Here is a 25,618-nt window from a genome sequence, read left to right as displayed (position 1 = left end):
CTCTCGGCTCCCGCGCAAGCCAAAACCATAACACCACATCCCCCGAGGTCGCAATAGAGGCCCTTCAGGGCTGCACCAAAGCTTCTCCCCAGGGGAGGAAACGCGCCAAATGAGCCCATGAACCGGGCGCTAACACGGGAAAGCCGAGGTCGGCAACGTCTTGTCCTGCAGAGAGTCCCGCAGGATCCGCATCCAACCAGCGAATCGGACAACCCAGTTCATCCAGCACCAACCAAGCCGCCGCCAGATCCCAGATCTTGGGCGTGGCTTCCAGGGAAGCGATGGTCTGCCCCATCGCAACACTCACCAAATTGAGGCTGGCGACACCAAGCAGGCGGATCTTGCCGGGAAAACGCTGATCCGGTTTGCGCTGCAACACACGAATCGAGCGGCTGCACAGGGAAACGCAAGCACTGGTTACCAGAGCTCGGGTCTCTGAGGTCAATTGCTGATTGTTTCGAGTGGCACCCCGACCACGCAATGCGACAAAGCGTTGATTCAGCGCTGGCACATCCAGGAAAACCTCACTGGGACGGCCATCGACGAAACGGGCCACGGAAATCGCCCAATAAGGAATGCCCGCCGCAAAGTTTGTGGTCCCGTCCAAGGGGTCCACCACCCAGTAGGCCCTCGTGTTCGGAACTGTTTTAGATCCCTCTTCACTGAGGACGCCTTCACCGGGAGCGATGCTGGCCAACCCCTCCACCAGAGCGGCATCGCTCCAGCGATCACAGTCAGTAATTAAAGAACCATCGGGCTTCACATCGGAACTGATCTGACCAAAGTCCTGAAGCTGACGAGCACGGATGCGATCCAGCAACAGATGAACAGCGCCCAGTTGATCGTCACTGAGCACCGACGTCACCACAGAGGCTGAACAGGACTGCTCTCAGTTTGATCGACCGACGAACTATCGGTGGCCACCAACGGGCAAGCAGTCTTCAGCGGCGTGGGCTCAATTGGAATCGGTTGCGGATCGGATTCCGACTTGGTTCCCGAAAGTGAGGCAGCGTCGCAGGCGACTAGAGCATCCAAGCCCGTGCGGCGCTGAAGCGCTGCCAAATTGCGGTTGTAGTCAGTGATGGCACGTGCGTATTTCAGCTCTGCCTGGGTGAGATCACGTTGGCTATTGACAACCTCTCTTTGAACCCCAACTCCAGCTTGGACCCGCAGCTGAGAGAGCCGAAGAGATTCACGTGATGCCAAAACCTCAGTGGCTGTGGTCTCAAGACTCTGGATGGCGGCTCGCAGACCCAAAAAGCTGCTCTCCACCTGAAAACGGATCTGATCGCGAGTTCTCGCAAAATTGAGACGACTCTCCTCAGCAGCCTGCTTGGAGCGCTTGTATTCAGCACGAGCTCGCCCGCCGTCAAACAAGCGCCAACTCGCCGTAAGGGCCGTGCTGTTCTGAACTCCATAGGTGAAATCACCCATATCAATATTACTTAAAGATGTCTGGCCGTTTTGCCCTTCCGTGCGCGAAACCGAGGTTGAATTCACAAAGCGCACAACAGGTTGTACTGCCGCCAGAGACGCATTGGCTTGACTGTTATTAATGGAGATATCGAGGATGAGTTGATCAAGTTCTTCGCTGTAGTTGTAAGCAGCAACGATGCTTTCCTGAAGTGAGGGTTCCCATGAACCCATGGGTCGAGCGGGGGTCGCAGCGGTGGGAGTGACGTCCTGCGGAAGATCGAGCACCCTGGCCAAGTTGCGACGCTGTTCGTTCTGATCACGCAGATTGGTTGTCAAGATATTGCGGTCACGCGCAAGCTGGGTCTCTGCTTCCAGAACCTCCAGCTTTGTGTTGACACCTGCGTTGAAACGCGCGCGCGCATCGCGATAGCTGACCAATGAAGCCTTGACAGAATCCTGGCCAATACGCACACCCGCATCGGACTGCTGCAACGCGAAATAGGCCGTCTGCACCTCGAGACGAAGGTCACGAAGTGCAATTAAGTAAGCGTCGCCTGCTCGCTCGAAACGGTCTCGAGCAGCAGCGATCTGGGGAACGCGTGCGGGATTGATCAAATCCCAACTCACCTGCAATCGACCATTAACCCGCCACTCACGGCCATAAAACTCATTTTTTGGTTTTCCGGTCAGAGGATCTGGACTGACGAAATCTGGGTTCCGATAGGAATAAGAAGCGAAATATTCCGGGAGACCACTCGCAGATAGGTCGATGGTGGGATACCAGGCCGCAACAGCCGCTCGCAACGAAGACTTGGCCTGATCCACCTGAAAAGCTACGGCTTTGAGCTGGGGGCTATTGACTTCCGCCAGCTGAAGCGCTTCTTCAAGAGTGAGTGGACGCAGCTGGTGGATACGTACCTGAGAAGGCGAATCAGGGAGAGCCAGGCTGGGAGGAGCCGTTAAAGGGCGAAGCGGAGGCGGCAGAGCATCAACCGCAGGGGTGATCACAGACGGATCTGCCTTGGGACGTGCACCCTTCAGATCAATCGCATCCGAGAGGGTGGCTTGATCAACCAAGGCCGACTCAGCTTGAGGTGCGTCTTCGCTAAGCGCAGGGGGAACACCGGAAGAAATAACACCCGCTACGAGACAAACACCCGCGGTGATCCGGCGCACAGCAATCAAGGAATTTGATGGAGCTTAGGGACTTTTCCCTACGGCACCCAAAACTGAGTCCACGACGTCAGCCGCCCCATGAACGATCTGAATAGGGACCGGCAACTGCGCGGCAAGGACTTCCAGGGTCATGTCATCCAGAAAAACGGGCTCCCCTTGCCGCAACATCACCGATGGCAGCAGCAGCTCATCGCCCAGCTCTCGGCTTTGCAGGCCAGTGAGCAGATCCTGTCCCGTCAGTAATCCGGTCACGACTTGCTCCTGCCCCCAATAAGGACTCGGCAATCCGATCAGGTGAAACTCGACGCCATCAACAGCATTCAGCCGTTCAGCCACAGGCTGCAACGCCTGCGCCACGATCTGACCGACCACCCAGCTGCAACGACGAGGCTGAGGAACCGCGCTGGGCAAATCCTCAGTTGCGGCATCCAACGCTTCAAGGAAGGCACGGATGCTGCCCACGCCGTTTTCCTGCTGCGGGAGATCCTCGTAGTTGTCCCGGGGCGGCAAGGGCAACCCCGCCACCAAGTACCACTCATCGGAGAGCCAGGCGAAACGGGTGCCCAACACCTCCTGAAAGTGCTGCTGCATGGGTTCCACCTGAGCAATCACCCTGCGGGCGCAGTCCGGATCCACAGGAACCAGGCCATCGTCAGCCGGCCTGAAGCGGGTGAGCCCCACCGGCACCACCGCCGCAGACAGCACCGCCGGCCAGGGGCCAGCCGCGAAGGAGGCGAGGTCGTTCAGCGTTCTCTCCAAGGCAGGACCGTCATTCAGTCCCGGACAAACCACCACCTGGGCATGGATTTGCAGATCGCGCTGGTTAAACCAGGCGAGCTGGTCCATGACCTGGGCAGCACGCGGATTCACCAACAGTCGTGAACGCAGCTCAGGATCCGTGGCATGCACCGACACAAACAACGGCGATAAACGCTGCTCTTCAATTCGCTGCCAGTCGGCCTCGCCCAGGTTGGTGAGCGTCAGATAGGAGCCATAGAGAAAACTCAGACGGTAATCGTCGTCTTTGAGATAGAGGCTGTCGCGCCGCCCCGGGGGCTGCTGATCGATGAAACAGAACGGACAGTTGTTGTTGCACTGGCGCAAACCATCGAACAGAGCCTCGGTGAAAGCCAGCCCAAGGCCGTCATCGGCATCTTTTTCCAACTCCACCCGATGCAGCGCACCATTTGCATCACGCACCTCAAGGCAAAGCTCCTCCTCCACGCAGAGGTAGCGGTAATCGATCAGATCGCGCGGGCGAATGCCATTGATGCTGAGCAACTGATCACCGGGCTCAAAACCCAGCTCCTCCCCGATCGAGCCAGACTCGACGGAGGCCACCACCGCGGGCTGCGGTTGACGACCACTGCTACTTGGCTCCAGAGCTGCAACGGCAACCCCGGCGGATGGCTCATTCCACATAAGCCGGCTTCATCTGATCTCAGTGTGCGCCGTGAACGCCCCACCAGACCAGCAACAGCAGCCCGAACAGCAGCCGGTAAGCGACGAACACCCAGGTGCTGTTGCGCTGCAGGAACTTCAGCAACCAATCAATCGCCAGCCACGACACCACTGCAGCCGAACCAATGCCAACCAGCAACGGCAGGGGACCGTTGCCAGGGCTGGCGGCCAAAGCATCCTTGAGCTCCACCAGACCCGCGATGGTGATGGCGGGAATGCCCAAAAGAAAGGAAAACCGGGCTGCATCAGCACGCTGCCAACCGTCAAACAGGGCAGCCGTGAGGGTGCTGCCAGAACGCGAGACCCCCGGGATCAATGCGAGGGCCTGAGCCAGCCCCACCAGTAAGCCATCGCGGCCTGAAACCCCTGGAATCTGCTTGCACCGTGCGCCGACCCGTTCAGCCAAGGCCAGCAGCAACGCCATCACAATCGAGACGATGGCAATCGAGGGAACACTGCGCAGGGATGACTGTTCGTAGCCCTGGGCCCAGGCGAATTTGATCCCTAATCCGATCAGCAAGATCGGCAGGGTCCCCACCACCATGGCGAACCCGAGACGCGCCTCGGGTTCGCGCCACTGGCCATTGCGAAAGGCGCGGCTGATGCCCCGCAGCACCTGGCTTAGATCAGCGCGGAAATAGGCGATAACTGCAACGATGCTGCCCAGCTGAATGGCGGCGGTCACGGAGACACCCGGATCGCCCCAACCCAGGAGCTCAGGCACCACCTTCAGATGGGCGGTGCTGCTGATCGGCAGAAACTCAGTGAGTCCTTGAACCACCCCCAACACCAGATCACGCCAGCAGGCCTCCAGCAGGCTGAGGGATGCAGAGGGGTCCGCCATCAACGTGTGAGTGTCGATCTGACGGTATCCCCGGCAGGCGAAGCGGGCATGTCAGCCGCGTCACTTGATGATGTCTTCTAAGGTTCCGTGACTTTCTTCACAAAGGGCATTTGATCGGCGGCACCTGGCAAACATCAGCCCCCGCTCGGTCGTGGTCCTTTCCCGTGGCCCGCATCGCCGCAGCCATGGTGGTGCTGCCGGTGTTCCTGCAAGCCCCCTGGGTAAGGCTGGATCCGTTCTCAGCCACCTTGTTCACCGGAGTTCTGGTTGCAGCTGGACTGGTGATGCACCAGAGCCGCTCCCAGACAACATCCGACCTGGGTTCCCTGTTGGTGGGTTTCAGCGGTAGCTGGCTGGCAGGCTGCATTTTCTGGGGTTGGCTACGGGCCCATCCCGTTCTGCACCTGCCGGTGGAAGCCTTCGCCGTGCCCGTGGCCTTGGGCGGCCTGCAGGGGCGCTGGCGCCTGGCGGCAACGTTTTATTTGTCGTCCCTGGTGGGCACAGCTTGCACCGACCTGGCCATGGCGGCCACCGGCGTGATGCAGTTCTGGCCCGCAGTGGTGACTGCCTCCCTCGATCAAGCGCCGCTACTGCTGCATCAAGCGGGGACACATCTGCTTCAGCCCCTGCCCCTGGTCACTCTGGTGGTCTCAGCAGTTGTCGTTCTGTTGGCTGGACGTCGCCTGAGCAGGAACAGCAGCGATTTCACCGGTGACGCGGGATCCATGGCTGCTGCCGTCTTGATCACCACCCTTTGGGTGGATGGCTTGTTCTTGCTCTCAGCCTTGCTGCAACCCGGGCTCAGTGGCCTGATCGAGTGAAACGAACTGCAAAAGCTGCCCCGATTCAAAGGCTTGAACGGCGCAACGACTTGTAGTCTTCCGGAGCCGGCACTGCCGGTCGACCCGTTCCGACCCCTGATCGAGAGTTGAGATGAAGCGGCTTCTGAGCTGGCTGACCGGCGCACTGGTGATGGCGAGCCTGATGGCAGGTCTCGTGCTTCCGAGCAGCGTCTACGCCGACGACGACCTTCGCAGCAAGTATTCCGGCAATGAGATCCGTAACATTGCGGACGACAAAATTGCCGCACGGGAGGGCAAGGTGGATTTGAACAATTCCTCCGTGCGCCGTTTCCAGCAGTTCCCCGGGATGTACCCCACCATGGCCGGCAAGATCGTGCTGGGTGGCCCTTACGACAGCGTTGACGACGTGCTGTCGCTTGATCTGACCGAGCGTCAGCAGGAACTGTTCGCGAAGTACCGCGACAACTTCACCGTCACCCCTCCCTCCATTGCTCTGAACGAGGGCGACGACCGCATCAACGATGGCCAGTACCGCTGATTCCTGACCCCGTCACACTGGTTGTGACTGCTTGAACCGCCGGACCACCGGCGGTTTTTTTGTCCCCGTGATGGCCCAGCCCCGCAGCTCTGATCCCATCCCCTCAGGTCCCTGGGACGTGGTGGTGATCGGTGCCGGGGCTGCTGGCTTGATGACCTGCCTTGATCTGCCGCCGGAGTTCAAGGTGTTGCTGCTCAACCGCAACACAGGGCGGCGTTCTTCCAGCCGCTGGGCCCAGGGGGGCATCGCCGCGGTGACCCGCAAGGAGGACAGCGCCGACAGCCATGCAGAGGACACCGTTCTGGCTGGAGCCGGCCTTTGCGATGGCGATGCGGTGCGGCTGTTGGTGCAGGAAGCACCCCATTGCGTGGAGCGCCTGGAGCAACTCGGCATGGCCTTCGACCGGGATCAAGACGGTCTGGCCACCACCCTGGAAGCAGCCCACAGCCACAGGCGAGTGCTGCATGTGCAGGACCGCACAGGGCGAGCCCTGGTGGATGTGCTGCGGGATCGTGTTGAGCAACGGCCAGGATTGCTGCATCGCCGCGGCGTGCGCGTGACGCAACTGCTGGTGCGCGATGGGCGCTGTTGCGGTGTGCAGGTGCTGGATGGGGCCCATCTTCACGGGATCGAAGCCCGCGCCGTGGTGATGGCCAGCGGCGGTGGTGGTCATCTGTACGCCAACACCACCAACCCAGCCCAGGCCTGTGGCGAAGGCATCGCCCTCGCCTGGCAGGCGGGCGCAGCCGTGGAAGATCTGGAATTCGTTCAGTTCCATCCAACGGCCATCCGCCTGGATGACGCCCCCTGCTTTCTGATCTCCGAAGCCGTTCGCGGAGAGGGCGGCGTGCTGGTGGATGCCCTGGGGGGCAGCCCTGTGGCCCACCTGCCCCAACGCGACCTCTCACCGCGGGACCAGGTGAGCCGAGCCTTGATGCAGGCCATGCAGCGGCAGCAGGTGAAGCAGATGTGGCTCGACTTCGCCGCCATCCCGCGGGAGCAAGCGGAACGACGCTTCCCAACGATCCTCGACCGCTGCGACGAACTCGGACTGAATCCATTGGAACGGCCCATCCCCGTGGCCCCAGCCGCCCACTACTGGATGGGAGGGGTGGCCACGGACCTGCAGGCCGCCACCACCCTGCCGGGGCTCTATGCCGTGGGAGAAGTGGCCTGCACAGGCCTGCACGGCGCCAACCGACTGGCCAGCAACTCCCTGATGGAGTGCCTTGTGTTCGCCCATCGCCTCCAAGAGATCGAGCTCGGCCCCGTCCCAGCGGCCCTCGCCAGCGACAAAACGCAGCCGCTTGCCTTGGACCTCGACGGCTGCAGCAGTTCGCAATTGATCGACGCCATCGAGCAGCTGCGGCAGCTCTGCTGGCGACGGGCGGGGGTGGAACGATCCGCCGACGGACTGCGCCAGGCCATCGGCAACGTGAAAGCCGACGAACAACATCTTGAGCAGCAGGCACTGCTCCAGGCCCTGCTACGGGAAGACCCCTGTGCCCCCAGGCTGTTGGCTGAAAACAGCCGGCGCAATCTGAACCTGTTGCTGGATCTCCACCACAGGTTGCTGACCAGCCGGCTGATGCTGGAGGCCTGCCTGTTTCGCGGAGAAAGCCGGGGAGGCCACTACCGCAGCGATGCTCCTGCGCCGCTACCGCAATGGAGGCAGCATTCCCGGCAACAACGGCAACGGGGCATCGTCACCCGTGCCGTCCGGGACTGAAGGCAGTCCTGATTCAGAAGCCGGTGTCGCCCTTGTAGCCACTGAGTTCCGCAAGGGTGTCGAGCCCCTTCACTCCGGAATCGATGCTGCCGTTGATCTCCCAGCTGGGGAAACCCTCCAATCCCTTGCTGCGGCAGAGATCGGCCTGGTTGTTCTCACCGTCCGGCGCACACTCCACCACGTTCAGCTGGTCCGAGGCCTGCTTGCCGAACAGCTCCTTCTGTTCGTGGCAGTGGGGGCACCAGTAGGCGGAATACATCACGGCGCCGCTACTGGTGAGGTGCTCAGCCAAGGCGATCGAAGCGGACGTGCTCTCGGTGGTGACGACGGGTGCAACACCGGATCCGCTGGCCACAGCGTCGGGCCGGTTTGGATCCACCACCGACGCCCAGATCAGGCCCCCCAGCAGCACCGCCAGGGCCAGAAGCACGCCGCGGAAGAGCAGCTGACCGAAGTCGTCCCAACCACCACCAACGATGGACAGTACAAACAGGGCGAGGGAGAGCGCAGCCGAAAGAACGCAGAAAAAGCAGAAGGCCTGGATCTTGAGCAGCATCACCCCCAACAGCACACCGCTGAAGACGGCCATACCGAGGGACACGGTGAACAGCCCCCACCAGGTGCGACGGGACAAGTCACCCTTGTTCTCTTGCAGCCCTGGCAACAGGGGCAGCAACGCCATCAGCAGCACAGCGCCATAGGCCAGCACCCCCACCAACGAGAGCGGAATCCCGGCGAACACCGTGCCCCAGGCGCTGTTGAGCACCTTGTCGCAACCGTCGGCCCCCATCGGACAGGTGAGGTTGCCGAGCAATCCCCAGCGCTTCAGGGTGATCGAACCAGTATCGATCAGCCCAGCGGTGGCCAGCACCGCCATGGCGATGCGGGCCCACTTAGCGCCGGAATCCTGACGGCGACGGCTGACGAGACGGGTGGTGCCCATCCTTGAACTTCAAGTGATCGGATTCTGTCAGTTCCGGCGTGATCAGGCCGCTTCGTAGGCTGATCTTTGGCCTGCCGGCGACGTGATGACCAGCACCCCGACGAAACCGACGGTCGCCTTCGCCCACCTGGGCTGCGAGAAGAATCGGGTGGACACCGAACACATGGTGGGGCTGCTGGCGGAAGCGGGCTACGGCGTCAGCACCGATGAACGGGATGCCGCCGTTGTGGTGGTGAACACCTGCAGCTTCATCCAGGACGCCCGCGAAGAATCGGTGCGCACCCTGGTGGGACTGGCGGAACAGGGCAAGGAATTGATCATCGCTGGATGCCTGGCCCAACATTTCCAGGAGGAGTTGCTGGAGTCGATCCCCGAGGCCAAAGCCATCGTGGGAACCGGCGACTACCAGCACATCGTGGATGTATTGCAGCGGGTGGAAGCGGGGGAGCGGGTGAACCAGGTGAGCGCCGTTCCCACCTTCGTGGGTGACGAACACCTGCCACGCCAACGCACCACCGACCAGGCAGTGGCCTTCCTCAAGGTGGCCGAGGGCTGCGACTACCGCTGCGCCTTCTGCATCATTCCCAAGCTGCGAGGGGATCAGCGCAGTCGGCCAATCGAATCAATCTTGGCTGAAGCCCACCAACTGGCGGAACAGGGGGTGCAGGAGCTGATCCTGATCAGCCAGATCACCACCAACTACGGCCTTGACCTCTACGGCAAACCCAAGCTGGCGGAACTGCTGCGAGCACTTGGGAACGTGGAGATCCCCTGGATCCGGGTCCACTACGCCTATCCCACCGGGCTGACCCCAGACGTGCTGGCGGCCTACCGGGAGGTGCCCAATGTGGTGCCTTATCTGGATCTGCCGTTGCAGCACAGCCATCCGGAGGTGCTGCGGGCGATGAACCGCCCCTGGCAGGCGGATGTGAACGACCGCCTGCTGGATCAGATTCGCGACCAACTCCCCGATGCGGTGCTGCGCACCACGTTGATCGTGGGGTTCCCCGGCGAAACAGAGGAGCACTTCCAGCACCTGATGGACTTCCTCGAGCGCCAACGCTTCGATCATGTTGGGGTGTTCACCTTCTCGCCGGAGGACGGCACAGCTGCGGCGGACCTACCCGATCGTGTCGATCCCGAGGTAGCCCAAGCCCGCAAGGATGCCCTGATGGCTCTGCAACAACCCATTTCGGAGGAACGCAACAGCCGCTGGGTGGGGCGCACTATTGACGTGCTGATCGAACAACACAACCCGCAAACCGGGGAGATGGTCGGGCGCTGCGCCCGCTTTGCGCCCGAAGTGGATGGTGAAGTGCGGGTGCAACCCGGCGCCGATGGTCAACAGGCCGCGCCGGGCAGCCTGGTGCCGGTGGAAATCACCGGGGCTGACATCTACGACCTCAGCGGGAGGATTGTTGGTGCCCGCGCCATGGTGGCCGCAGCGAAACGCCAGGGTTGACCCTTCTCAAACTGCGAGCCGAGCAGCAACGCCAGCTTTTTCTGATCGCCTCCGGCGTGAGCACGGCTGGGTCCTTCGCCGGCATCACCGCCAAGGGCTGGATTCTGATGAAAGGGGGCGTGGACCCCTTCGTGCTGGCGTTGAACTTCGCCGCTCTTTCACTTCCAAGCTTGCTGGTGAGTGGTCCAGCGGGTGTGCGCACCGACAGGGTGGGCTGTGAACGGGTGCTTGTGCAGGCGCAATGGGCACTGCTGACTGCCTCTGGACTGGGGGCCCTGGCGATTCCCCTGTTGGAGGGCACAGCCCAGGTGCTGCTGCTGCTCTGCAGCACCCTTTTGGTGGGCATCGCCGGCGCCTATGAGTTAACGGCGCGCAACAAGTACTGCTCGATCCTCGTGGAGCAGCCGGAACAACTGGCGGGCTACCTCACCAGCTTTTCGGTGGTCTTCAACGTGGGCAAGCTGGTCGGCCCCCCGATCGGCGGGTTGTTGCTGGCGGCCACTGGCCCGGCCTGGGCCCTGGGCATTGATGCGGCCAGCTACCTGCTGCCAATCGCCAGTGTGATGTTCTGGCTCAACCCGAATCGGGATCAGGAAGTGCGCAGCAGCAGCGGGCAAGACGCCAGCCTGCTCAACGCCTGGCAGCACTGCGGTGGCACCCTTCAAGGGGTGCTCAGCTTCACCGCTGTGCTGTGTCTGATCGGGTTCTATCACCCGGGGCTGGCCCCGTTGATCGCCTTCGATCAACTGGGACCCAATCCCACGGATCTGGGGCTGTTCACCAGCGTGCTGGCGGGCGGGAGCATCGTGGGCGGGCTGGTGCTGCAACGCAACAGCCAACGTTTCTGCCGGCGCCCTTTCCTCACTCTCGGGGGGTTTGGCTTGATTACCGCAGTGGCCCAGCTGGGAATGGCCCGTACTCCAGGGCCTTTGTTCAGTCTGGCCATGGCCTTTCTGATCGGAGCTGGCACAGCCGGGCTGCTGAGCAGCTGCAACCTAATCAGTCAGATCGGCTCACCTCAGGTGATGAGAGGCCGGATGGCTGGGCTCAGCCAGATCGCCTTCCTGGGCGGAGGCGGGCTCAGTGGATTGATCGTTGCCCTGATGGTGATGTTCACCAATCTCTCCACGGCTTTCGCAGTCACCGGCGGTCTCAGCGCTGCTGTGGCTGTGCTCTGGGTACGAAAGCGAGGAGCGAAAACGTTGGAACCGCTCAGATGAGCTTGATTCCCTTCAGCAGCTTGGTGAGCACAAAAGCCGTCACCAGACCGGAACCAACCAGGCCGAGATAGATGCCGACGCCCATGTGCAAGTACGGAGGTGACCACCATTAGATCAGACACCGGCCTGGGTTCAGGCCATTGCGCTTAGGGTTTGTGAACAGCTGATACCGACTGAAAGGTATCTCCAACCGGGCTGACCGTACGTCCATCCATCAACGCCCGACGCCATGCGCACGCTTTTCGTTTATCCCTAGTTCCCGAAGACCTTCTGGAGTGACGAAAAGATTCTCGAGCTGGTGAATCGCAAAGTCCTTCTGCCTCCCCTGGGGTTGGTCACCGTGGCGGCACTTCTCCCCCAGGAGTGGGAGATGAAGCTGGTGGACCGGAACGTGCGGGAGGTGACGGACGAGGAGTGGGACTGGGCCGAGCTGGTGATCATTTCGGGAATGATCGTCCAGAAGGACAACATGGCTGTGCAGATCAGCAAGGCCAAGCAGAGAGGTCTCCCTGTGGCCGTTGGTGGCCCCTTCGCAACCTCCACACCGGATGCACCGGAACTGGATCTGGCGGATTTCAAGATTCTCGATGAAGGGGAAATCACCCTGCCGACGTTCCTGGATGCCCTGGAACGGGGGGAAACCGGTGGTCGCTTCACCGCCGAGGGAGACAAGCCAGACGTCACCGCCACCCCGATTCCACGCTTCGATCTGCTGCAACTCGAGGCCTACGACTAGATGAGCGTGCAGTTCTCGCGGGGCTGCCCCTTCAACTGCGAGTTCTGCGACATCATCGTTCTCTACGGACGCAAGCCCCGCACCAAGACCCCCGAGCAGTTGGTGGCCGAACTGCAGTATCTGCACGACCTGGGCTGGCGTCGTTCGATCTTTCTGGTGGACGACAACTTCATCGGCAACAAGCGCAACGCCAAGTTGCTGCTACCCCAGATCCGCACTTGGCAGGAGGAGCGGGGCTACCCCTTCAGCTTCTCCACCGAAGCCTCGGTGGATCTGGCCGACGACGAGGAGATGATGCGGATGATGAACGACGCGCGCTTTGAAAGCGTCTTTCTGGACATCGAAACCCCGGACGAAGCCAGCCTAGAAACAGCTCGCAAGGTGCAGAACACGCGCAACCCACTGGATGCCGCGGTGGACCGGATCACCGCCAACGGAATCCGCGTCATGGCGGGATTCATCATCGGTTTCGACGGCGAGAAGAATGGCGCAGGCCACCGCATCGTGGACTTTGTCACCCGCACCGGTATCCCCGCCGCAATGATGGGCATGTTGCAGGCCCTGCCCAAAACAGACCTCTGGGCACGGCTGGAGCGGGAAGGCCGCTTGATTCAGGGGGAAGACGCTGCCAAAGGCGTGAACCAGACCAACCTTCTAAATTTCAAAACCACCCGACCGATCCGCGACATTGCCAACGAGCACGTGGACGCGTTCTGCGCGCTGTACGAACCCAACGCCTAAATGGATCGGGTTTACTGCTATTACCTGAAGATGGGCGCACCCCGCTGGAAAGCCGCGGCCAAACTGCCCAGCCTGGTGGACCTCAAGGCGCTGAGCATCGTGGTGTGGCGGCAGGGCATCAAGCGCAACACCCGCACCCGTTTCTGGCGTTACCTGGTCGGTATGGCACGCAACAACCCCGCCATGCTGGAACAGTTCCTATCGGTGCTGGCCCACAACGAGCACTTCCTCGAGTACCGCTCGATCGTTCAGCAGCAAATCCGCGAGCAGCTGGAATCACTGCCCCCAGAAGAACCCACAGCAGCCAAAGAACTGCAGCCGGCTTGATCCTCAGTCCTGCACATAGACCGTGCCGTCACGCAGGCACTGCTCAGCCTTCTGCAACTCCCGCCCCAAATAAAGGGCATGGTCGAGGCGACTAACCGGGTGTGGGGCTTCCCCTTCCGTGAGCTGGATCCCCAGCTGCTTGGCCGTACCGCCGCGGTAAACCGCTGAAGGGTGCCGAGGTGCATTGCCCCCGTCGCAGCGCAACACCTCACCGGTCTCAGAATCTCGGGCCAACCCCTTGTCATCAATGGTGTTGCCGTAGTGCTCAAGCACCAGTTCGGCAGCATCATGATCCAGCTTGATCAGGAAATAACCACTGGGATCCAGAGCGATGAACCGCTGGGACAGGCGCTGATCAAGTGCATCCATTGCCGCAGCGGTGGATGCCGGTGCTTCCGGAGTTGTGGTCATGCCTTCAACCTACAAAGCCAAGGCCGGAGGTTCCGCTTTGAAGGGAAGCTCCGCATTGATGGCCTCGATCTCCTCGAGCATCAAGCCATTCACCTTGGGCAACCAGGTGCGGATCAACTGATCCATCTGGGGCTGGTACCAGCGGTGCAGGCTGGCGTGGGGCCGTGCCACAAAGCCTCTCCGGCGTTTATGGCTGCCGCCTGCTCCGGGGTCAAAGCTGACGATGCCGTTGGCCAAAGCCCATTCGATCGGAGAGTAGTAACAGACTTCGAAGTGAAGACAATCGATCTCCTCGTGGCTGCCCCAGTAGCGGCCCCAGAGCTGTCGACCGTCCTGCACGCACATCGACATGGCCACCGGATCGCGCGGGTCACCTCGGTGGGCAGAAAAAAGCACCAGCTGATCGCGGTGCAGCCGTGCCAACGCTTCAAAAAAGCCCTCTTCCAGGTATTTGCTGCCCCACGGTCCCCAGCGAGCACAGTGCTGCTCGTAGAAACGATGCATGGATTGCAACAGCGGCAGATCCAGCTGATCGCCGCTGAGGGGTGTCACGGTGATCCCGGCTTTGGCCACGGCCTTGCGTTCCCGCTTGATGTTGCGGCGCTGGTTGGCATTGAAGCCCTTGAGGTAATCCTCAAACGTCTGGTCGTCGCCGCGGCTCCACAGGCTCTGCTGGTTCAGCCAAGCGGCACAGCCGGCGGCCTCCGCCAGGGGCCGCCACTGCGGATCCACGTAGAGGAAATTGCAGCTGAGGATCCCGTTCTGTTCGCAGAAGCGATCGATCGCCCGCAGCAACTCCCGGGTGAGCAGAGCTTCATCTTCTCCAGATCGCACATGGAAGCGGTAGCCCAGCACTGGGCTCACCGGACTCATGCCCAGGAGCTTGGGGTAGTAGCGCAGCCCCAGATCCGCCGCCAGACGGGCAAAGGTTTGGTCGAACACAAACTCGCCATAGCTGTGGCCCTTGAGGAACAGTGGAGCCACCGCAATCGGGATGTCATCACGCCAGAGGGCCAGATGCAGGGGCTGCCAGCCCTGCTCGGGAATGATGCTTCCGGAGCTTTCCAAGGCCTCCAGCCAACTCCAGCGGTAGAAGGGGATCGCGGCGTCTCCAACCAGGCTGTTCCACTGCTGCGCCGGGATTTCGTTGATGGAGCGATGCCAGCGGGCCGTGAGTGACGTCATTGCGACGGTGCCTTTGGCCGAGGTGGGACGACCTTAACCAGATCGGATCCGTCGGTAGCGAACAAGCCACTCACCGTCCCCGAGATCCTCAGCACCATCGGACTGCCAAGCACCTGGTTGTGCCAAGGCAGCTGGCAACGGCACATCGGTGCAAGGCAACCAACTGAAGCGGCCGCCCAGGAGCTGGGGCACCAAGGTGAGCTGGAGCGCATCGACGCAATCGGCTTGCAACAGATCGGCGCTGAGCTGGGCGCCACCCAGAAGCACCAGACGCTGAACCCCAGCTGCTCCAAGCGCCTTGAGCCGCTCCGGCCAGGTTGGTGCCAAAGGGAACCAACGATCAAAACCTTGATCCACCGGTTCAGGAGCCAGCAACCAACGTTGAAGCGGCTGATCAAAAAACCGCCAGGTGCTTGAGAAGTTGGGGGATCGGCTCACCACCACAGCGGCCGGCTGCTCGGCGCGCCCCTCGCTTCGGCGTTGCTCAAGAAGCTCAGGGCTGCGGATCAAGCAGGTGCACTGATGGGCCCGCAGGGTTCCAGCACCGATCAAGCAAGCATCCCCCCAAGCAAGCGCCTGCTCCAGGGCGCGCCGATCTCCATCACCCCCCAGCTGGGCAGCACCTCCAACCGGCGGTGCCAAGCGACCATCAAGGCTGATGGCCAGCACCAACCGCACGAAAGGGCGTGATGGGGCGGGGCGTTGGGGCATCAAGCCGTCGATCAGACGGCAGCCACGACATCAAGAGCAGCTGGGGACATCTCCAGTTGCGGTGCTTCGGCATAAACCTCGGCCGCATTGTTCGGGCTCTCCTGCAGTCGCACCTTGTGCAGGCTGGCGCCGATGGCCTTGATCGGAGTGGAAAGACGATCAGCGATGTGCAGGGCGATGTTCTCAGCCGTGGGCACGCACTCCTCGAAAAAGGGCACGTCCTTGTTGAGGAAAGTGTGGTCGAAGGGCTCCACCACCAAATCATCCACTAGGCGCTGCAAGGCAGACAGGTCACAGACCATGCCGGTGCGGGGATCGATCTGACCGCGCACGGTCACGTCCACCAAGTAGTTGTGACCATGGCCATGGGGACGTGCGCACTTGCCGTAGATCGCTTCGTTCTCTTCTTGACTGAGTTCCGGACGGGCCAGTCGGTGAGCGGCGGCGAAGTGGGTGCGGATGGTGAGGAAGGCGTCCATGGGATGTCCGAGATAGTCGGCCCAAAGGCCCGGTTGTTCGTAAAGGCGCAGCGCCGTGATCGGCAGATGAGGGCTGAGGCGCTGCCAGATCACCCGCACCAGGGCCTCGGTGGTGGGGAGGCACCCTTCGGGGGTGGCAACGTCAAATTCCGGCCAGGCCTCATTGAGGAAGCGGAAATCGAGCTGGCCCGTCACCTCGTTGCGGATGGCGTGCTTCACCTCCGAGAGGTTGAGCACCATGCCGTCGGCGTCCAGACCACCAGCCATGGAGACAATCAACTCGTAGTTGTGCCCATGGCCAGGAGCCAAAGCGCAGGACCCGAAACGGGCGGCATTGTCATCGGAAGACAGCTCTGGCAGCCAATAGCGATGGCTGGCACTGAAACAGGCCCTCCGGGTGATGACACAACCACGACCTTGGCCGTGCCGTGCTTGTGACTTCGTTTCAGTCATGTGACGTTCCGGCCGGGAGGCATCCTAATGAGCTATTGCCGTTTCCGAGTCATGGCGGATTCCACCCCCACCCTCAAGCAGCGTCTTGCCGGGCGCAGCCTCTATCTGGTGGGAATGATGGGCAGCGGCAAGACGAGCACGGGCCGCCCCCTGGCCGAACGCCTGGGCTACGGCTTTGTGGATGCCGATGCCGTGATCGAACAGGCGGCGGGCTGCAGCATCCCGAACATCTTCAATCGGGATGGCGAAGCGGGCTTCCGCAGCCTGGAAAGCCAGGTGCTCAGTGCGATCAGTCAGCGCCACTCGCTGGTGGTGGCCACAGGTGGCGGTGTGGTGACCCAGCCGGAGAACTGGGGAATGCTCCACAGCGGCATCGTGATCTGGCTCGATGTGGTGCCCGATCAGTTGCTGCAGCGGCTGAACGCTGACAGCACTGTGCGCCCGTTGCTGCAAACCGCCGATCCAGAGGCGGCTCTGAACGCGCTGTTGAACGAGCGTCGTCCCCTCTATGCCGAGGCCGATCTGACGGTGGTGATCAACGACGAAACCCCAGAGGCCGTGGCCGACGGAATCCTGCAACTGGTGCCAAGCCTGCTGAAGGATCCGACCCAACGCCGAACCGACTGAATCTCAAGCGGTGGGCGGCTCCAACCGCACCGCAAACCACTGCAAGGTCACCCCGGGGCTGATCTCCAGATCACAGGCCGTATCGATCAACCGCTGCGCCGCTGCATCGATATCCGGTTGATCTGCCAGATCGGCCGGCAACTGATCGAGGCTGCGCAACCAACCGCTCAGCCATGTCAACGTGTCGGCAGCGCTGAGCAGCTGCTCCGGCTTGCCGGGCTCCAGCACCACATAGTCATCAAGGGCACGGATCAGGGGATCAGACATGGAACGGCGGTTGTGGATGCTGCTGATCAGCCTCACCATCCTGCTCAGTGGCGGTCCCGCCTGGGCCCAGACAGGTCTTGAGCAACGGTTGAACAGTTGGCCCGACTGGAGCCTGCCGGCACCGTTGCCGCGGCCCTCAAATCGGGACGACCTGATTTACCCCGAGTGGTTTGCCGGGCTTTGGCAAGTGGAGAGCGTTGATCTCGATGCCCCCGACGATCCACCGCTGCTGCATCAAGCACGGTTTCAAGCCGACCGGCGCGGTCGACTTGTCGGCGATCGCAGCTTCAACGCCACAGCCATCGGTCGTGCCCTGCTTGGCGAGCAACTGCTGAAGGTGGAAGAAGACCCCGACTCCGCCAACCGCCAGATTGCCCGACTCAAGGGAGATCTCTATCTCGAGACCACGGTGACGGGCCGCCGCCAGGAGAGCCCGAGCACCGACACCTTCCTGGCCGATGAATTGGTGCTGCAGATCCTGCATGCGCCCGGACCGCCGCGGCTGAGCCGGATCGAAACCCTGAGCCGCTACAACCGCTGCGGCAAGGACATCTGCGCCGAGCAATGGCAAGGGCGCTACGCCTCGCCGGGCGAGAGCCTGCGAGATCAGGCCATCGCCCAGCACCACTACCGATTGCGCTTCACACCTCTTCCAGGGTCCGCTCCATCAATTTGAGTTCGATCTGGTCGCGCCACTGGAACAGGGGCTGCAGTTTGGGGTGATCGCTCAGCCCATGCACGCCCTTGCCAGCCAGGGCCGAACCCGCAGAAGAGGGGAAGCGAAGCAGCGACAACTGAGCGGCAACGGCAATATCGGCCAGGGTCATGCTGTCGCCCACCAACCAAGGGCTGGTCTGTACGGATGAGGCCAACTGCTCCAGGCTGGTCAGCAGCTCGGTGCGCTCCTTCTGGTTGACCAGTTCAGTGATATTGCTGACCCAGCCGCCAGGGATCACGCCCATCACCGAACGCACGGGGTCAGGCAGATCGTCGGGCAGCAGAGCAACCCGAAGCTCTGGGTCCAGTGCCGCGGCCTGCACCAAAGAGGAGCGACCCGCCATGGCCAGGGTGGTATCGGCCCAATCCTCCAGCAGATGCACCTGGGCAGCCTGGCGCGGATCGGTGGGAATCAGGGCAGGATCCGGCTCCCGCTGATCCAGATGCAGCGCAATGGCGCTGGAGTCGGCAATGACCTGATCCCCATCCACCAGCACAGGCACCTGCCGTTGGCCGGACAGCCGGAACACAGCCACCTGGCCGACACCGGGGGGCACCTCCACGGTGCGGAAACTCAGCCCCTTGGCCTGCAACACCATCCGCACCTTGAGACAAAACGCGGAATGGCGGAATTGATGCAGCTCCAACATGTCCAAAACAGCCATGGGCCCGGCAGAGTAGCCAGCAGATTTGCAAGCACGCCAGAACCATGCGGGAGTTTTTCCTCAACGTCTCCCGTTACCCCCGTTACTTGATCGCCTTCACCCTCGGGGTGATGAACTCCGTCGCCGAACCCCTGGCCGCACGCCGGAGCAATCCCGTCACGGCCGTGGCCTTGATCGGCGCCTTGATCAGCGGTGGAATCAGCCTCACCTTGGTGCTGCGTGCCATGGTGAATTCAGCACCGATGGCGTGATGGCACAGGGGCGTCGAGTGGAGAGGGTGGCCGCCCTGATCCGCAAAGAAGTCAGCGAACTGATGATCAACGGCATCCGTGATGAACGGGTGCACCAAGGCATGGTGAGCATCACCGAAGTGGAGGTGTCCGGCGATCTGCAGCACTGCAAGATCTTCGTGAGCGTGTTTGGGGAAGCTCAGGAACGCGACCAGGTGCTCGAGGGGCTCCAGGCCGCCAGCGGCTTCCTGCGGGGAGAACTGGGGCGGCGGCTGCAGATGCGACGCGCCCCCGAAGTGGTGTTCCAGCTGGATCGGGGTCTGGAACGCGGCACCTCCGTTCTGGGACTGCTGAATCGCCTCGAAGACGAGCGGCAGCAGCGGGGCGAGATTCCACCGGGCAGTGATGAAGAGCCAGGCGACTGAAAGCCTGCGGCGCCGGGTGGCGGAACTGATGGTGGTGCGGGCCAGTGGTCATCTGAGTGACCAGCAGCGTCGCTACCCGCAGTGGGAGCTACCAAACAGCGAACTGAAGCGCCTGCTGCGGGATGGTGTTGGTGGCGTGATCCTGCTAGGGGGCAGCGCTGTTGAGCTTCAACAACGCACCCAGCAACTGCAGGGCTGGAGTGAGCAGCGCTTGCTGGTCTGTGCGGACGTTGAAGAGGGCGTTGGCCAGCGCTTCGAAGGGGCCAGCTGGCTGGTGCCGCCCCTGGCCCTCGGGCGACTCCACCAGCGGGAGCCCGAGCTGGCCTTGGATTTGAGTGAGCGCTATGGCCGCTGCACCGGCGAACAGGCCCACCGCTGTGGCCTGAACTGGGTGTTGGGGCCGGTGTGCGACGTCAACAACAACCCCGCCAACCCTGTGATCAACGTGCGGGCCTGGGGCGAAGATCCCAACACTGCCAGTGCCCTGGCGGTGGCGTTCCAGCGAGGGCTCAAGCAAGCGGGGGTGCTCGGATGCGCCAAGCACTTTCCCGGCCACGGCGACACCAGCAGCGACTCCCATCTGGACCTGCCGGTGCTGCCCCACAGCCGCGAACGGCTGGAGCAGATCGAACTTCCGCCCTTTCAGGCCGCCATTACCGCCGGTGTGGAGAGCGTGATGACGGCCCATCTGGTGCTGCCGGAATTGGATCCGAAGCAGCCCGCCACCCTCTCCAAAGCCGTGCTCACCGATTTGCTGCGGCGCCAGATGAGGTTCAACGGGCTGGTGGTGACCGATGCCCTTGTGATGGAAGCGATCAGCGCACGGCACGGCGCCGCCGAAGCAGCAGTGCTGGCCTTTGAAGCCGGGACCGACCTGATCCTGATGCCGGCGGATGCGGATGCCGCCATCGATGGTCTCTGCGACGGTTTCAACAGTGGAAGGCTGTGCCTCGAGCGGTTGGACGAGAGCCTGCAGCGCCGGTCCCATGCCCTGGCATCGATCCCCACCAGCACAGCTACAGGTCCGATCGTCAGCGCAGACGAGCAAGCCCTTGAAGCTGAACTGGTGCGTCACAGCATCACGGTCGGCGAGGCAAAGGTTCTTCCACAAGCAGGCATCAACCTGGTACGCGTGGATGCCATGGTGCCCAGCGCAGCCGCCCTCAGCGGCTGGTCCCCGGCCTTGCGCACTCCTGAAGCACAAGGATTTCGCTCAATCGTGCTTCATGGCGAAGGGCTATCGCCCTGGAGCGGCCAAGCGGACGCCCCCCTGGCGATGGACCGCCTCGGCGATGGAGCGGTGCTGCTGCAGCTTTTCCTGCGAGGCAACCCCTTCCGCGCCGGACGGGATGTCCAAGAACCCTGGGCCGCAGCGATCCAGCAACTGATCGCCCTCAACCGGCTGGCCGGAGTCGTGGTCTATGGCAGCCCTTACCTCTGGGACAGCCTGAAGCCCCTTCTGCCCAGCAGTTGCCCTGCCGCCTATTCCGCCGGCCAAATGCAGGAAGCCCAACGCCAGGTGCTCACCAAACTGTTCCCCAGCGCGACGCCGACCGGCAACAGCGGTGCGTTCACCGACTGACCACCACCAACCAACCGCACTGGCCAACCGCACTTAACCTCGCGCCAACCCCAAGCCGGCCGGCCATGCTCAGCCTCTCGATGATCGTGCGCGATGAAGAGGCGCGTCTCGGGGAGTGCCTGCGCTCGGTGCAGGGCTTCGCCGACGAGATGGTGGTGGTGGACACCGGCTCCACCGATGCGACGGTGGCCATCGCCGAAGCGGCCGGGGCCCGCGTTGAGCAGATTCCCTGGCCGGGGGACTTCGCCCCAGCCCGCAACCAGGCCCTGGAGTTTCTCAACGGCGACTGGGTGCTGGTGCTGGACGCCGATGAACAACTGCGCCCCGAGGCCATCCCAGCCCTGAAGGCGTTGATGGCCCAGCCCGATGTGCTGGTGATCAACCTGCTGCGTTACGAGGTGGGGGCTGCCATAGCTCCCTATTCCAGCGTCAGTCGTCTGTTCCGCCGCCACCCCTCGATCCGGTGGAGCCGGCCGTACCACTCGATGATCGACGACAGCGTTCGCAGCCTGCTGGACGCCGAACCCCAATGGCGCATCGCCGATTGCAGTGAGCCGGCAATCCTCCATGACGGCTACCGACCGGAACTGCTGGCGGGCAGCGACAAGGCCGATCGGCTGCGGCAGGCCATGGAGGCTGATCTGCAGGAGCGTCCCGGTGATCCCTACGCCAGCGCCAAGCTCGGGGGGCTGTTGATCAGTGAGGGCAAGAACGAAGACGCCATTCCCTTGCTGGAAAACGGCCTGAAGCAGTGCAGTTCAGCCGGTGCCGAACGGTATGAACTGCTGCTGCACCTGGGATTGGCCCTGACCCCCAGTGATCCCGACAAGGCGGTGAACTGCTACCGACAAGCCCTGGAGATTCCCCTGGACACTCGGGTGAGTCTTGGAGCCCGCCTCAACCTGGCAGCTCGACTGATGGACCAGGGCAACCTGGAGGAAGCGATCAGCCTCACCCAAACCGCCGCCCAGCGGGCACCGGAAGTGGCCCTCGCCTGGTACAACCTGGGGCTGATGCAACGGAGGCGCGGCGACCTCGCCGCGGCCCTGGAGGCGTACGGGCGCGCCCTCAGCCTGGATCCCAACAACGCTGAGTGCCATCAGAACAATGCCGTGGCCCAGTTGTTGGGCGGCAACATCGACGCCGCTCGTAGCAGCTTCATCCGCGCCATCAACCTGCTTCAGGCTCAGGGAAACGCTGACGCTGCTCAGCAGCTGCGCGAAAGGGTGGAGGGGGTTGTGAAACTGGACGGGGAGGCTGTCGCTTGAGCCAGCCCTTGCAAAGCCGAACGGTGGTCGTCACCCGCGCGGCCGACCAACTGGGAGCCGCGCGCCAGCTGCTGGAGCAGCGGGGGGCGACAGTGCTGGATCTCCCTGCCCTGGTGATCGGACCACCCGACCACTGGGGTCCTCTGGATGACGCCCTCGAGGACTTAGGGAGCTTTCACTGGCTGGTGTTCTCCAGTGCCAATGGCGTGCAGGCCGTGGAACAGAGGCTGCAACGCATTGGCCGTTGCCTGGCCAGACGCCCGGCCAGTCTCAAGATTGCCGCTGTGGGCCGCAAAACGGCGCAGGTGCTGGACGACCTTGGAGCGGCCGCTGATTTCGTGCCTCCGAGCTTCGTGGCCGACAGCTTGATCGATCACTTCCCGGTGTCGGGCTGGGGTCTCAAGATGCTCCTTCCACGGGTGCAGAGCGGTGGTCGCACCCTGCTGGCGGACGCCTTCGGTGAAGCCGGGGTGCGGGTAGTGGAAGTGGCGGCCTATGACTCTGGCTGCCCCGCCACGATGCCGGAGCCCACAGCGACCGCCCTGGAGGGAGGTGACGTTGATGCCATCGCCTTCAGCAGCGGCAAGACAGCGGAGCACACCGCGCAGCTCCTGGAACAGCGCTTCGGCCCAGACTGGGCTGAACGGTTGGAGGGGGTGAAGCTGGTTTCAATCGGCCCCCAGACCAGCCGCAGCTGCCGCCAATGCTTCGGCCGGGTGGATGCTGAGGCCGACCCCCACGATCTCGAAGGGTTAGCCGAAGCCTGCGCTCAAGCGATGCAGCAGAGATCCTGAGGCTCATCGTTCAGCGCGAAGCGAATGCAACCGCTCGCCACATCGATGCTGAGCACCGACCATCCAGTCGGCAGCAACAGCGGAGCATCAGCACCGCAGCGGCCATCTGCGCCCACACAGATCACACCACTGCCGTTATGGGTGGTCACGATGGCTCGTTTCTGATCTCCCACCAACAAAACGCCAGTCAGGGCGAGGCCAGTCGTGGGGTCCTGAGCATCCGCAGCCTCCACACCAACAAGAGGAGCAAAGGGATCCGCCCGGCCGCCGGGGGCAGCCTGCTGCACCTCTTCAGCCGAAGGCAGAGGGGTCAGGCCTATCGGCGGGGCCTGAACCGCTGAGGTTTCCGGAAGCGGCTGAGGTTTCACTGGAACCGATGGCAGCGCCGTTGCCGTTGGCGTTTCGCCACCACAGCCCCCCACGACCACCAACACGGCAACGGGGGCAAGGCAATGCTTAGCCGCCTGCTTCCACCAGGTCACGGAAACGGTCAAGATTCGCCTGAAGCTCCTTGGTCACGATGCCCCCCAGGATGCTGGGTTCCATGAGCGGTGCCAAGACCCGCGGCAATTCGTAGGTCACGCTCAACTTGACCACAGTGCGGTCGTCGGCTTCGGGGTAAAAGCGAACGGCACCCTTGGTGGGCAGACCACCCACTGATTCCCAGTGCAGTTGCTGGGCTTCAACCCGCTGGGTGATCCGGGCCTTCCAGCTGAAGCGAAAGCCCTGTGCCGCCAACGTCCAATCGGTGAGATCAGGGTCGTCGAGTGGTTTGACCGACTCAATCCAGCGCATCCAACGGGGCATCGCTTCGAGATCACTCCAGACATCCCAGACCTTGGCGGCAGGGGCCTGCACCTCGGAGGTGACCGTGTGTTCGAGCCAGCGTCCCATCAGGCCACCGCCGCATTGGTGGCCAGCTTCACCGGCTGATCGAGGATGGCCGCCGCCGCCAGATGACCGCTCATCGTGGCCCCCTCCATCGAATCGATGTAGTCCTGGCGGGTGTAGCTGCCGGCCAGGAAGAAATTACGGATCGGCGTGCGCTGCTCCGGGCGGTAGGGCTCCATGCCAGGGGCTTCGCGGTACAACGACTGCGCCAGTTTCACAACGTTGCTCCAGGTGAGCTTGAGATTGCGGGCCGAGGGGAACAGCTCGCGCACTTGACGGTCGGTGTGAGCCACGATCTCATCCACCGACTTGGGAATCCAGGGATCACCAGGGGTGAGCACGCATTGGAGCAGAGAGCCCTCTCCCTGCTTGCGGTAATCCTCCGGACTGGCCAGGGCCAGATCGGCAAAACAGCTGAAATCGGCATCAGCCGTGTACAGCAGGTTGTTGAGCCCTGTGGGTGTCGCCACATCCCGGCGCTGGGCTTCCTGGGCATCTCCCAGCTCGGTCACCCAGCCGTCGTAGCGGAGCTGAACCGTGGCCACGGGTACAGCCTCCAGCTGATGAATCGCCTTGAACTGGGGGTAACGGTTCCAGGCCTCGGGCAGCAGTTTCTGAATCCCGGGCACATCACAGGCGGCCAGGTAAGCGTCAGCCTCAACACGAATGTCTCCTTCGGGCGTTCCCAGCTGCAGGCCAGTGATCTCAGGGGATTCACCCTCGCTGTAGTCCACCTGCTTCACACGATGACGCAGATGCAACTTGCCTCCACGCTGCTGGATGTAGTCGAGGATCGGACCCGTGAGCCAGCGATGGGGTGATCCCTTCAGCAGATTGAGCTTGGAGGCTTCCGTCTTGGCCGCAAACATCATGAAGATGGTGAGCATGCAGCGGGCGGAGATGGCCTCGCAGTCGATGAAGCCCAGGGCATAGGCAATGGGATTCCACATCCGCCGGATGCTTTCGGGGCTGCCGCCATGGCCGACAAACCAGTCCTGGAAACTGACGGAGTCGAGGGCTCGGATGGTGCGCATCGCCCCCTCGTAGTCCACCAGACCCCGCACGATCGGACTCGTGCCCAGGGCCAGGGCATTGCGCAGCTTGTCGATCCAGCTGAGCTGCGGTGTGGTGAAGAACGCCTTGAGGCCGTTGAAGGGTGCGCCGATGGGGAAGCGGAAATCCAGCTCCCGCAGATCGCCCCCTTTGTTCACGAACAGGTGTGTGTGCTGCTTCGGCAGAAGGTTCTCGAACGCTCCCACCTTGCGCATCAGAGCGAAGAGGTTGGCGTAATTGAAGAAGAAGACGTGCAACCCCATCTCGATGTGGTTACCGCCCTCATCCACCCAGCTGCCCACCTTGCCGCCCATGAAGGGACGGGCTTCGTAGAGATTCACCTCATGGCCCGCATCCACGAGGTCCACTGCAGCGGAGAGGCCGGCGAGGCCGGAACCAACGATCGCGACCCGCACATGATCTGGTCAACTAAGGCGACTCTATGTATGAGCGTTCATAGAGTG

The 25,618-nt window shown here is 62.5% G+C and carries 27 protein-coding genes and 1 pseudogene; 13 read left to right on the top strand and 15 right to left on the bottom strand.

The window, feature by feature from the left end; genetic code table 11:
- Positions 1-64 precede the first annotated feature (64 nt).
- Genes DXY02_RS01065 through DXY02_RS01050 form a run of 4 tightly spaced genes read right to left on the bottom strand, consistent with a single transcriptional unit; the run spans position 65 to position 4,897 of the window.
- Entirely contained in the window at positions 65-868 is an 804-nt protein-coding gene (locus DXY02_RS01065; RefSeq protein ID WP_114987509.1) for an inositol monophosphatase family protein, read from the bottom strand.
- Complete coding sequence (locus tag DXY02_RS01060; protein WP_114987517.1) at positions 862-2,592, bottom strand: TolC family protein; 1,731 nt, start codon at positions 2,590-2,592, stop codon at positions 862-864. The genes DXY02_RS01065 and DXY02_RS01060 overlap by 7 nt, the downstream gene beginning before the upstream one ends.
- Before the next feature lie 24 nt (positions 2,593-2,616).
- Positions 2,617-4,014: a TIGR03279 family radical SAM protein gene (locus DXY02_RS01055; protein WP_114987507.1), complete on the bottom strand. Its 1,398-nt coding sequence runs from the start codon at positions 4,012-4,014 to the stop codon at positions 2,617-2,619.
- Between the two features lie 19 nt (positions 4,015-4,033).
- Positions 4,034-4,897, bottom strand: a complete 864-nt coding sequence (locus tag DXY02_RS01050; protein WP_114987505.1) for an undecaprenyl-diphosphate phosphatase — start codon at positions 4,895-4,897, stop codon at positions 4,034-4,036.
- Between the two features lie 110 nt (positions 4,898-5,007).
- On the opposite strand from DXY02_RS01050, the gene DXY02_RS01045 reads away from it, so the two are divergent.
- The 3 genes from DXY02_RS01045 to nadB all read left to right on the top strand — a co-directional run bounded on the left by DXY02_RS01045 (position 5,008) and on the right by nadB (position 7,967).
- Positions 5,008-5,718 carry a DUF3120 domain-containing protein gene (locus DXY02_RS01045; RefSeq protein WP_114987503.1) on the top strand — a complete coding sequence of 237 codons (711 nt, stop codon included), beginning with the start codon at positions 5,008-5,010 and terminating at the stop codon, positions 5,716-5,718.
- A 112-nt stretch (positions 5,719-5,830) separates the two neighbouring features.
- Positions 5,831-6,238 carry a photosystem II complex extrinsic protein PsbU gene (psbU, locus tag DXY02_RS01040; protein ID WP_114987501.1) on the top strand — a complete coding sequence of 136 codons (408 nt, stop codon included), beginning with the start codon at positions 5,831-5,833 and terminating at the stop codon, positions 6,236-6,238.
- 70 nt (positions 6,239-6,308) lie between these two features.
- A complete protein-coding gene (gene nadB / locus DXY02_RS01035; protein ID WP_114987499.1) occupies positions 6,309-7,967 on the top strand; it encodes an L-aspartate oxidase in 1,659 nt (552 codons plus the stop codon).
- 13 nt (positions 7,968-7,980) lie between these two features.
- Here nadB and DXY02_RS01030 read toward each other — a convergent pair whose 3' ends face one another.
- A complete protein-coding gene (locus tag DXY02_RS01030; protein ID WP_114987497.1) occupies positions 7,981-8,910 on the bottom strand; it encodes a vitamin K epoxide reductase family protein in 930 nt (309 codons plus the stop codon).
- Positions 8,911-8,995: 85 nt separating this feature from the next.
- Here DXY02_RS01030 and rimO point away from each other — a divergent pair, with 85 nt between their 5' ends.
- Entirely contained in the window at positions 8,996-10,372 is a 1,377-nt protein-coding gene (rimO, locus tag DXY02_RS01025) for a 30S ribosomal protein S12 methylthiotransferase RimO (RefSeq protein WP_114987495.1), read from the top strand.
- Complete coding sequence (locus DXY02_RS01020; RefSeq protein WP_114987493.1) at positions 10,369-11,592, top strand: MFS transporter; 1,224 nt, start codon at positions 10,369-10,371, stop codon at positions 11,590-11,592. Before rimO ends, DXY02_RS01020 begins: the two co-directional genes overlap by 4 nt.
- On the opposite strand, the gene DXY02_RS01015 is transcribed toward DXY02_RS01020, so the two are convergent.
- Complete coding sequence (locus DXY02_RS01015) at positions 11,585-11,677, bottom strand: hypothetical protein (protein WP_011365270.1); 93 nt, start codon at positions 11,675-11,677, stop codon at positions 11,585-11,587. The two genes, DXY02_RS01020 and DXY02_RS01015, sit on opposite strands and share 8 nt — an antisense overlap.
- 201 nt (positions 11,678-11,878) lie before the next feature.
- On the opposite strand from DXY02_RS01015, the pseudogene DXY02_RS01010 reads away from it, so the two are divergent.
- Positions 11,879-13,396, top strand: a pseudogene (locus DXY02_RS01010) (B12-binding domain-containing radical SAM protein).
- A gap of 3 nt (positions 13,397-13,399) precedes the next feature.
- Here the strand turns inward: DXY02_RS01010 and DXY02_RS01005 are convergent.
- The 4 genes from DXY02_RS01005 to DXY02_RS00990 are packed head-to-tail and all read right to left on the bottom strand — an operon-like array spanning position 13,400 to position 16,635.
- Positions 13,400-13,807, bottom strand: a complete 408-nt coding sequence (locus tag DXY02_RS01005) for a DUF4346 domain-containing protein (protein ID WP_170951430.1) — start codon at positions 13,805-13,807, stop codon at positions 13,400-13,402.
- Positions 13,808-13,816: 9 nt separating this feature from the next.
- The gene (locus tag DXY02_RS01000; RefSeq protein WP_114987491.1) at positions 13,817-14,992 is read right to left on the bottom strand and encodes a GNAT family N-acetyltransferase; all 1,176 of its coding nucleotides are present in this window, start codon (positions 14,990-14,992) and stop codon (positions 13,817-13,819) included.
- A 33-nt stretch (positions 14,993-15,025) separates the two neighbouring features.
- On the bottom strand, positions 15,026-15,703 hold the full coding sequence (locus DXY02_RS00995; RefSeq protein ID WP_114987489.1) for a dihydrofolate reductase family protein: 678 nt from the start codon (positions 15,701-15,703) through the stop codon (positions 15,026-15,028).
- A gap of 11 nt (positions 15,704-15,714) precedes the next feature.
- Entirely contained in the window at positions 15,715-16,635 is a 921-nt protein-coding gene (locus tag DXY02_RS00990) for a 6-carboxytetrahydropterin synthase (RefSeq protein WP_114987487.1), read from the bottom strand.
- Between the two features lie 51 nt (positions 16,636-16,686).
- Between DXY02_RS00990 and DXY02_RS00985 the strand changes: the two genes are divergently transcribed.
- Positions 16,687-17,262, top strand: a complete 576-nt coding sequence (locus tag DXY02_RS00985; protein ID WP_114987485.1) for a shikimate kinase — start codon at positions 16,687-16,689, stop codon at positions 17,260-17,262.
- A 3-nt stretch (positions 17,263-17,265) separates the two neighbouring features.
- Here DXY02_RS00985 and DXY02_RS00980 read toward each other — a convergent pair whose 3' ends face one another.
- Positions 17,266-17,529 (bottom strand): chlororespiratory reduction protein 7, encoded by a 264-nt coding sequence (locus DXY02_RS00980; RefSeq protein ID WP_114987483.1) that lies wholly within the window; start codon positions 17,527-17,529, stop codon positions 17,266-17,268.
- On the opposite strand from DXY02_RS00980, the gene DXY02_RS00975 reads away from it, so the two are divergent.
- Complete coding sequence (locus tag DXY02_RS00975; protein ID WP_114987481.1) at positions 17,528-18,205, top strand: DUF6816 family protein; 678 nt, start codon at positions 17,528-17,530, stop codon at positions 18,203-18,205. The genes DXY02_RS00980 and DXY02_RS00975 overlap by 2 nt on opposite strands.
- On the opposite strand, the gene DXY02_RS00970 is transcribed toward DXY02_RS00975, so the two are convergent.
- Positions 18,171-18,896 carry a glutathione S-transferase family protein gene (locus DXY02_RS00970; RefSeq protein ID WP_114987513.1) on the bottom strand — a complete coding sequence of 242 codons (726 nt, stop codon included), beginning with the start codon at positions 18,894-18,896 and terminating at the stop codon, positions 18,171-18,173. The genes DXY02_RS00975 and DXY02_RS00970 overlap by 35 nt on opposite strands.
- 59 nt (positions 18,897-18,955) lie before the next feature.
- Here DXY02_RS00970 and DXY02_RS00965 point away from each other — a divergent pair, with 59 nt between their 5' ends.
- The 5 genes from DXY02_RS00965 to DXY02_RS00945 all read left to right on the top strand — a co-directional run bounded on the left by DXY02_RS00965 (position 18,956) and on the right by DXY02_RS00945 (position 23,210).
- Positions 18,956-19,162, top strand: coding sequence for a DUF751 family protein (locus tag DXY02_RS00965; protein WP_006850467.1), 207 nt, complete (start codon positions 18,956-18,958; stop codon positions 19,160-19,162).
- Positions 19,162-19,566, top strand: coding sequence for a 30S ribosome-binding factor RbfA (gene rbfA, locus DXY02_RS00960; RefSeq protein ID WP_114987479.1), 405 nt, complete (start codon positions 19,162-19,164; stop codon positions 19,564-19,566). Before DXY02_RS00965 ends, rbfA begins: the two co-directional genes overlap by 1 nt.
- Positions 19,547-21,148: a glycoside hydrolase family 3 N-terminal domain-containing protein gene (locus DXY02_RS00955; protein ID WP_114987477.1), complete on the top strand. Its 1,602-nt coding sequence runs from the start codon at positions 19,547-19,549 to the stop codon at positions 21,146-21,148. Before rbfA ends, DXY02_RS00955 begins: the two co-directional genes overlap by 20 nt.
- A gap of 65 nt (positions 21,149-21,213) precedes the next feature.
- Positions 21,214-22,416: a glycosyltransferase family 2 protein gene (locus DXY02_RS00950; RefSeq protein WP_114987475.1), complete on the top strand. Its 1,203-nt coding sequence runs from the start codon at positions 21,214-21,216 to the stop codon at positions 22,414-22,416.
- Positions 22,413-23,210, top strand: a complete 798-nt coding sequence (locus DXY02_RS00945) for a uroporphyrinogen-III synthase (RefSeq protein ID WP_114987473.1) — start codon at positions 22,413-22,415, stop codon at positions 23,208-23,210. The genes DXY02_RS00950 and DXY02_RS00945 overlap by 4 nt, the downstream gene beginning before the upstream one ends.
- On the opposite strand, the gene DXY02_RS00940 is transcribed toward DXY02_RS00945, so the two are convergent.
- From DXY02_RS00940 to zds, 3 genes are read right to left on the bottom strand one after another with little or no spacing between them, the layout of a single operon-like run.
- Complete coding sequence (locus DXY02_RS00940; RefSeq protein ID WP_114987471.1) at positions 23,186-23,692, bottom strand: hypothetical protein; 507 nt, start codon at positions 23,690-23,692, stop codon at positions 23,186-23,188. The genes DXY02_RS00945 and DXY02_RS00940 overlap by 25 nt on opposite strands.
- The gene (locus tag DXY02_RS00935) at positions 23,667-24,104 is read right to left on the bottom strand and encodes an SRPBCC family protein (protein ID WP_114987469.1); all 438 of its coding nucleotides are present in this window, start codon (positions 24,102-24,104) and stop codon (positions 23,667-23,669) included. Before DXY02_RS00935 ends, DXY02_RS00940 begins: the two co-directional genes overlap by 26 nt.
- Complete coding sequence (zds, locus tag DXY02_RS00930; RefSeq protein WP_114987467.1) at positions 24,104-25,570, bottom strand: 9,9'-di-cis-zeta-carotene desaturase; 1,467 nt, start codon at positions 25,568-25,570, stop codon at positions 24,104-24,106. The genes DXY02_RS00935 and zds overlap by 1 nt, the downstream gene beginning before the upstream one ends.
- Positions 25,571-25,618: the final 48 nt, after the last annotated feature.

The organism is Synechococcus sp. N19, from assembly GCF_900474045.1.
Classification (GTDB): domain Bacteria; phylum Cyanobacteriota; class Cyanobacteriia; order PCC-6307; family Cyanobiaceae; genus Parasynechococcus.
This window is presented reverse-complemented; position numbering and strand designations above follow the sequence as displayed.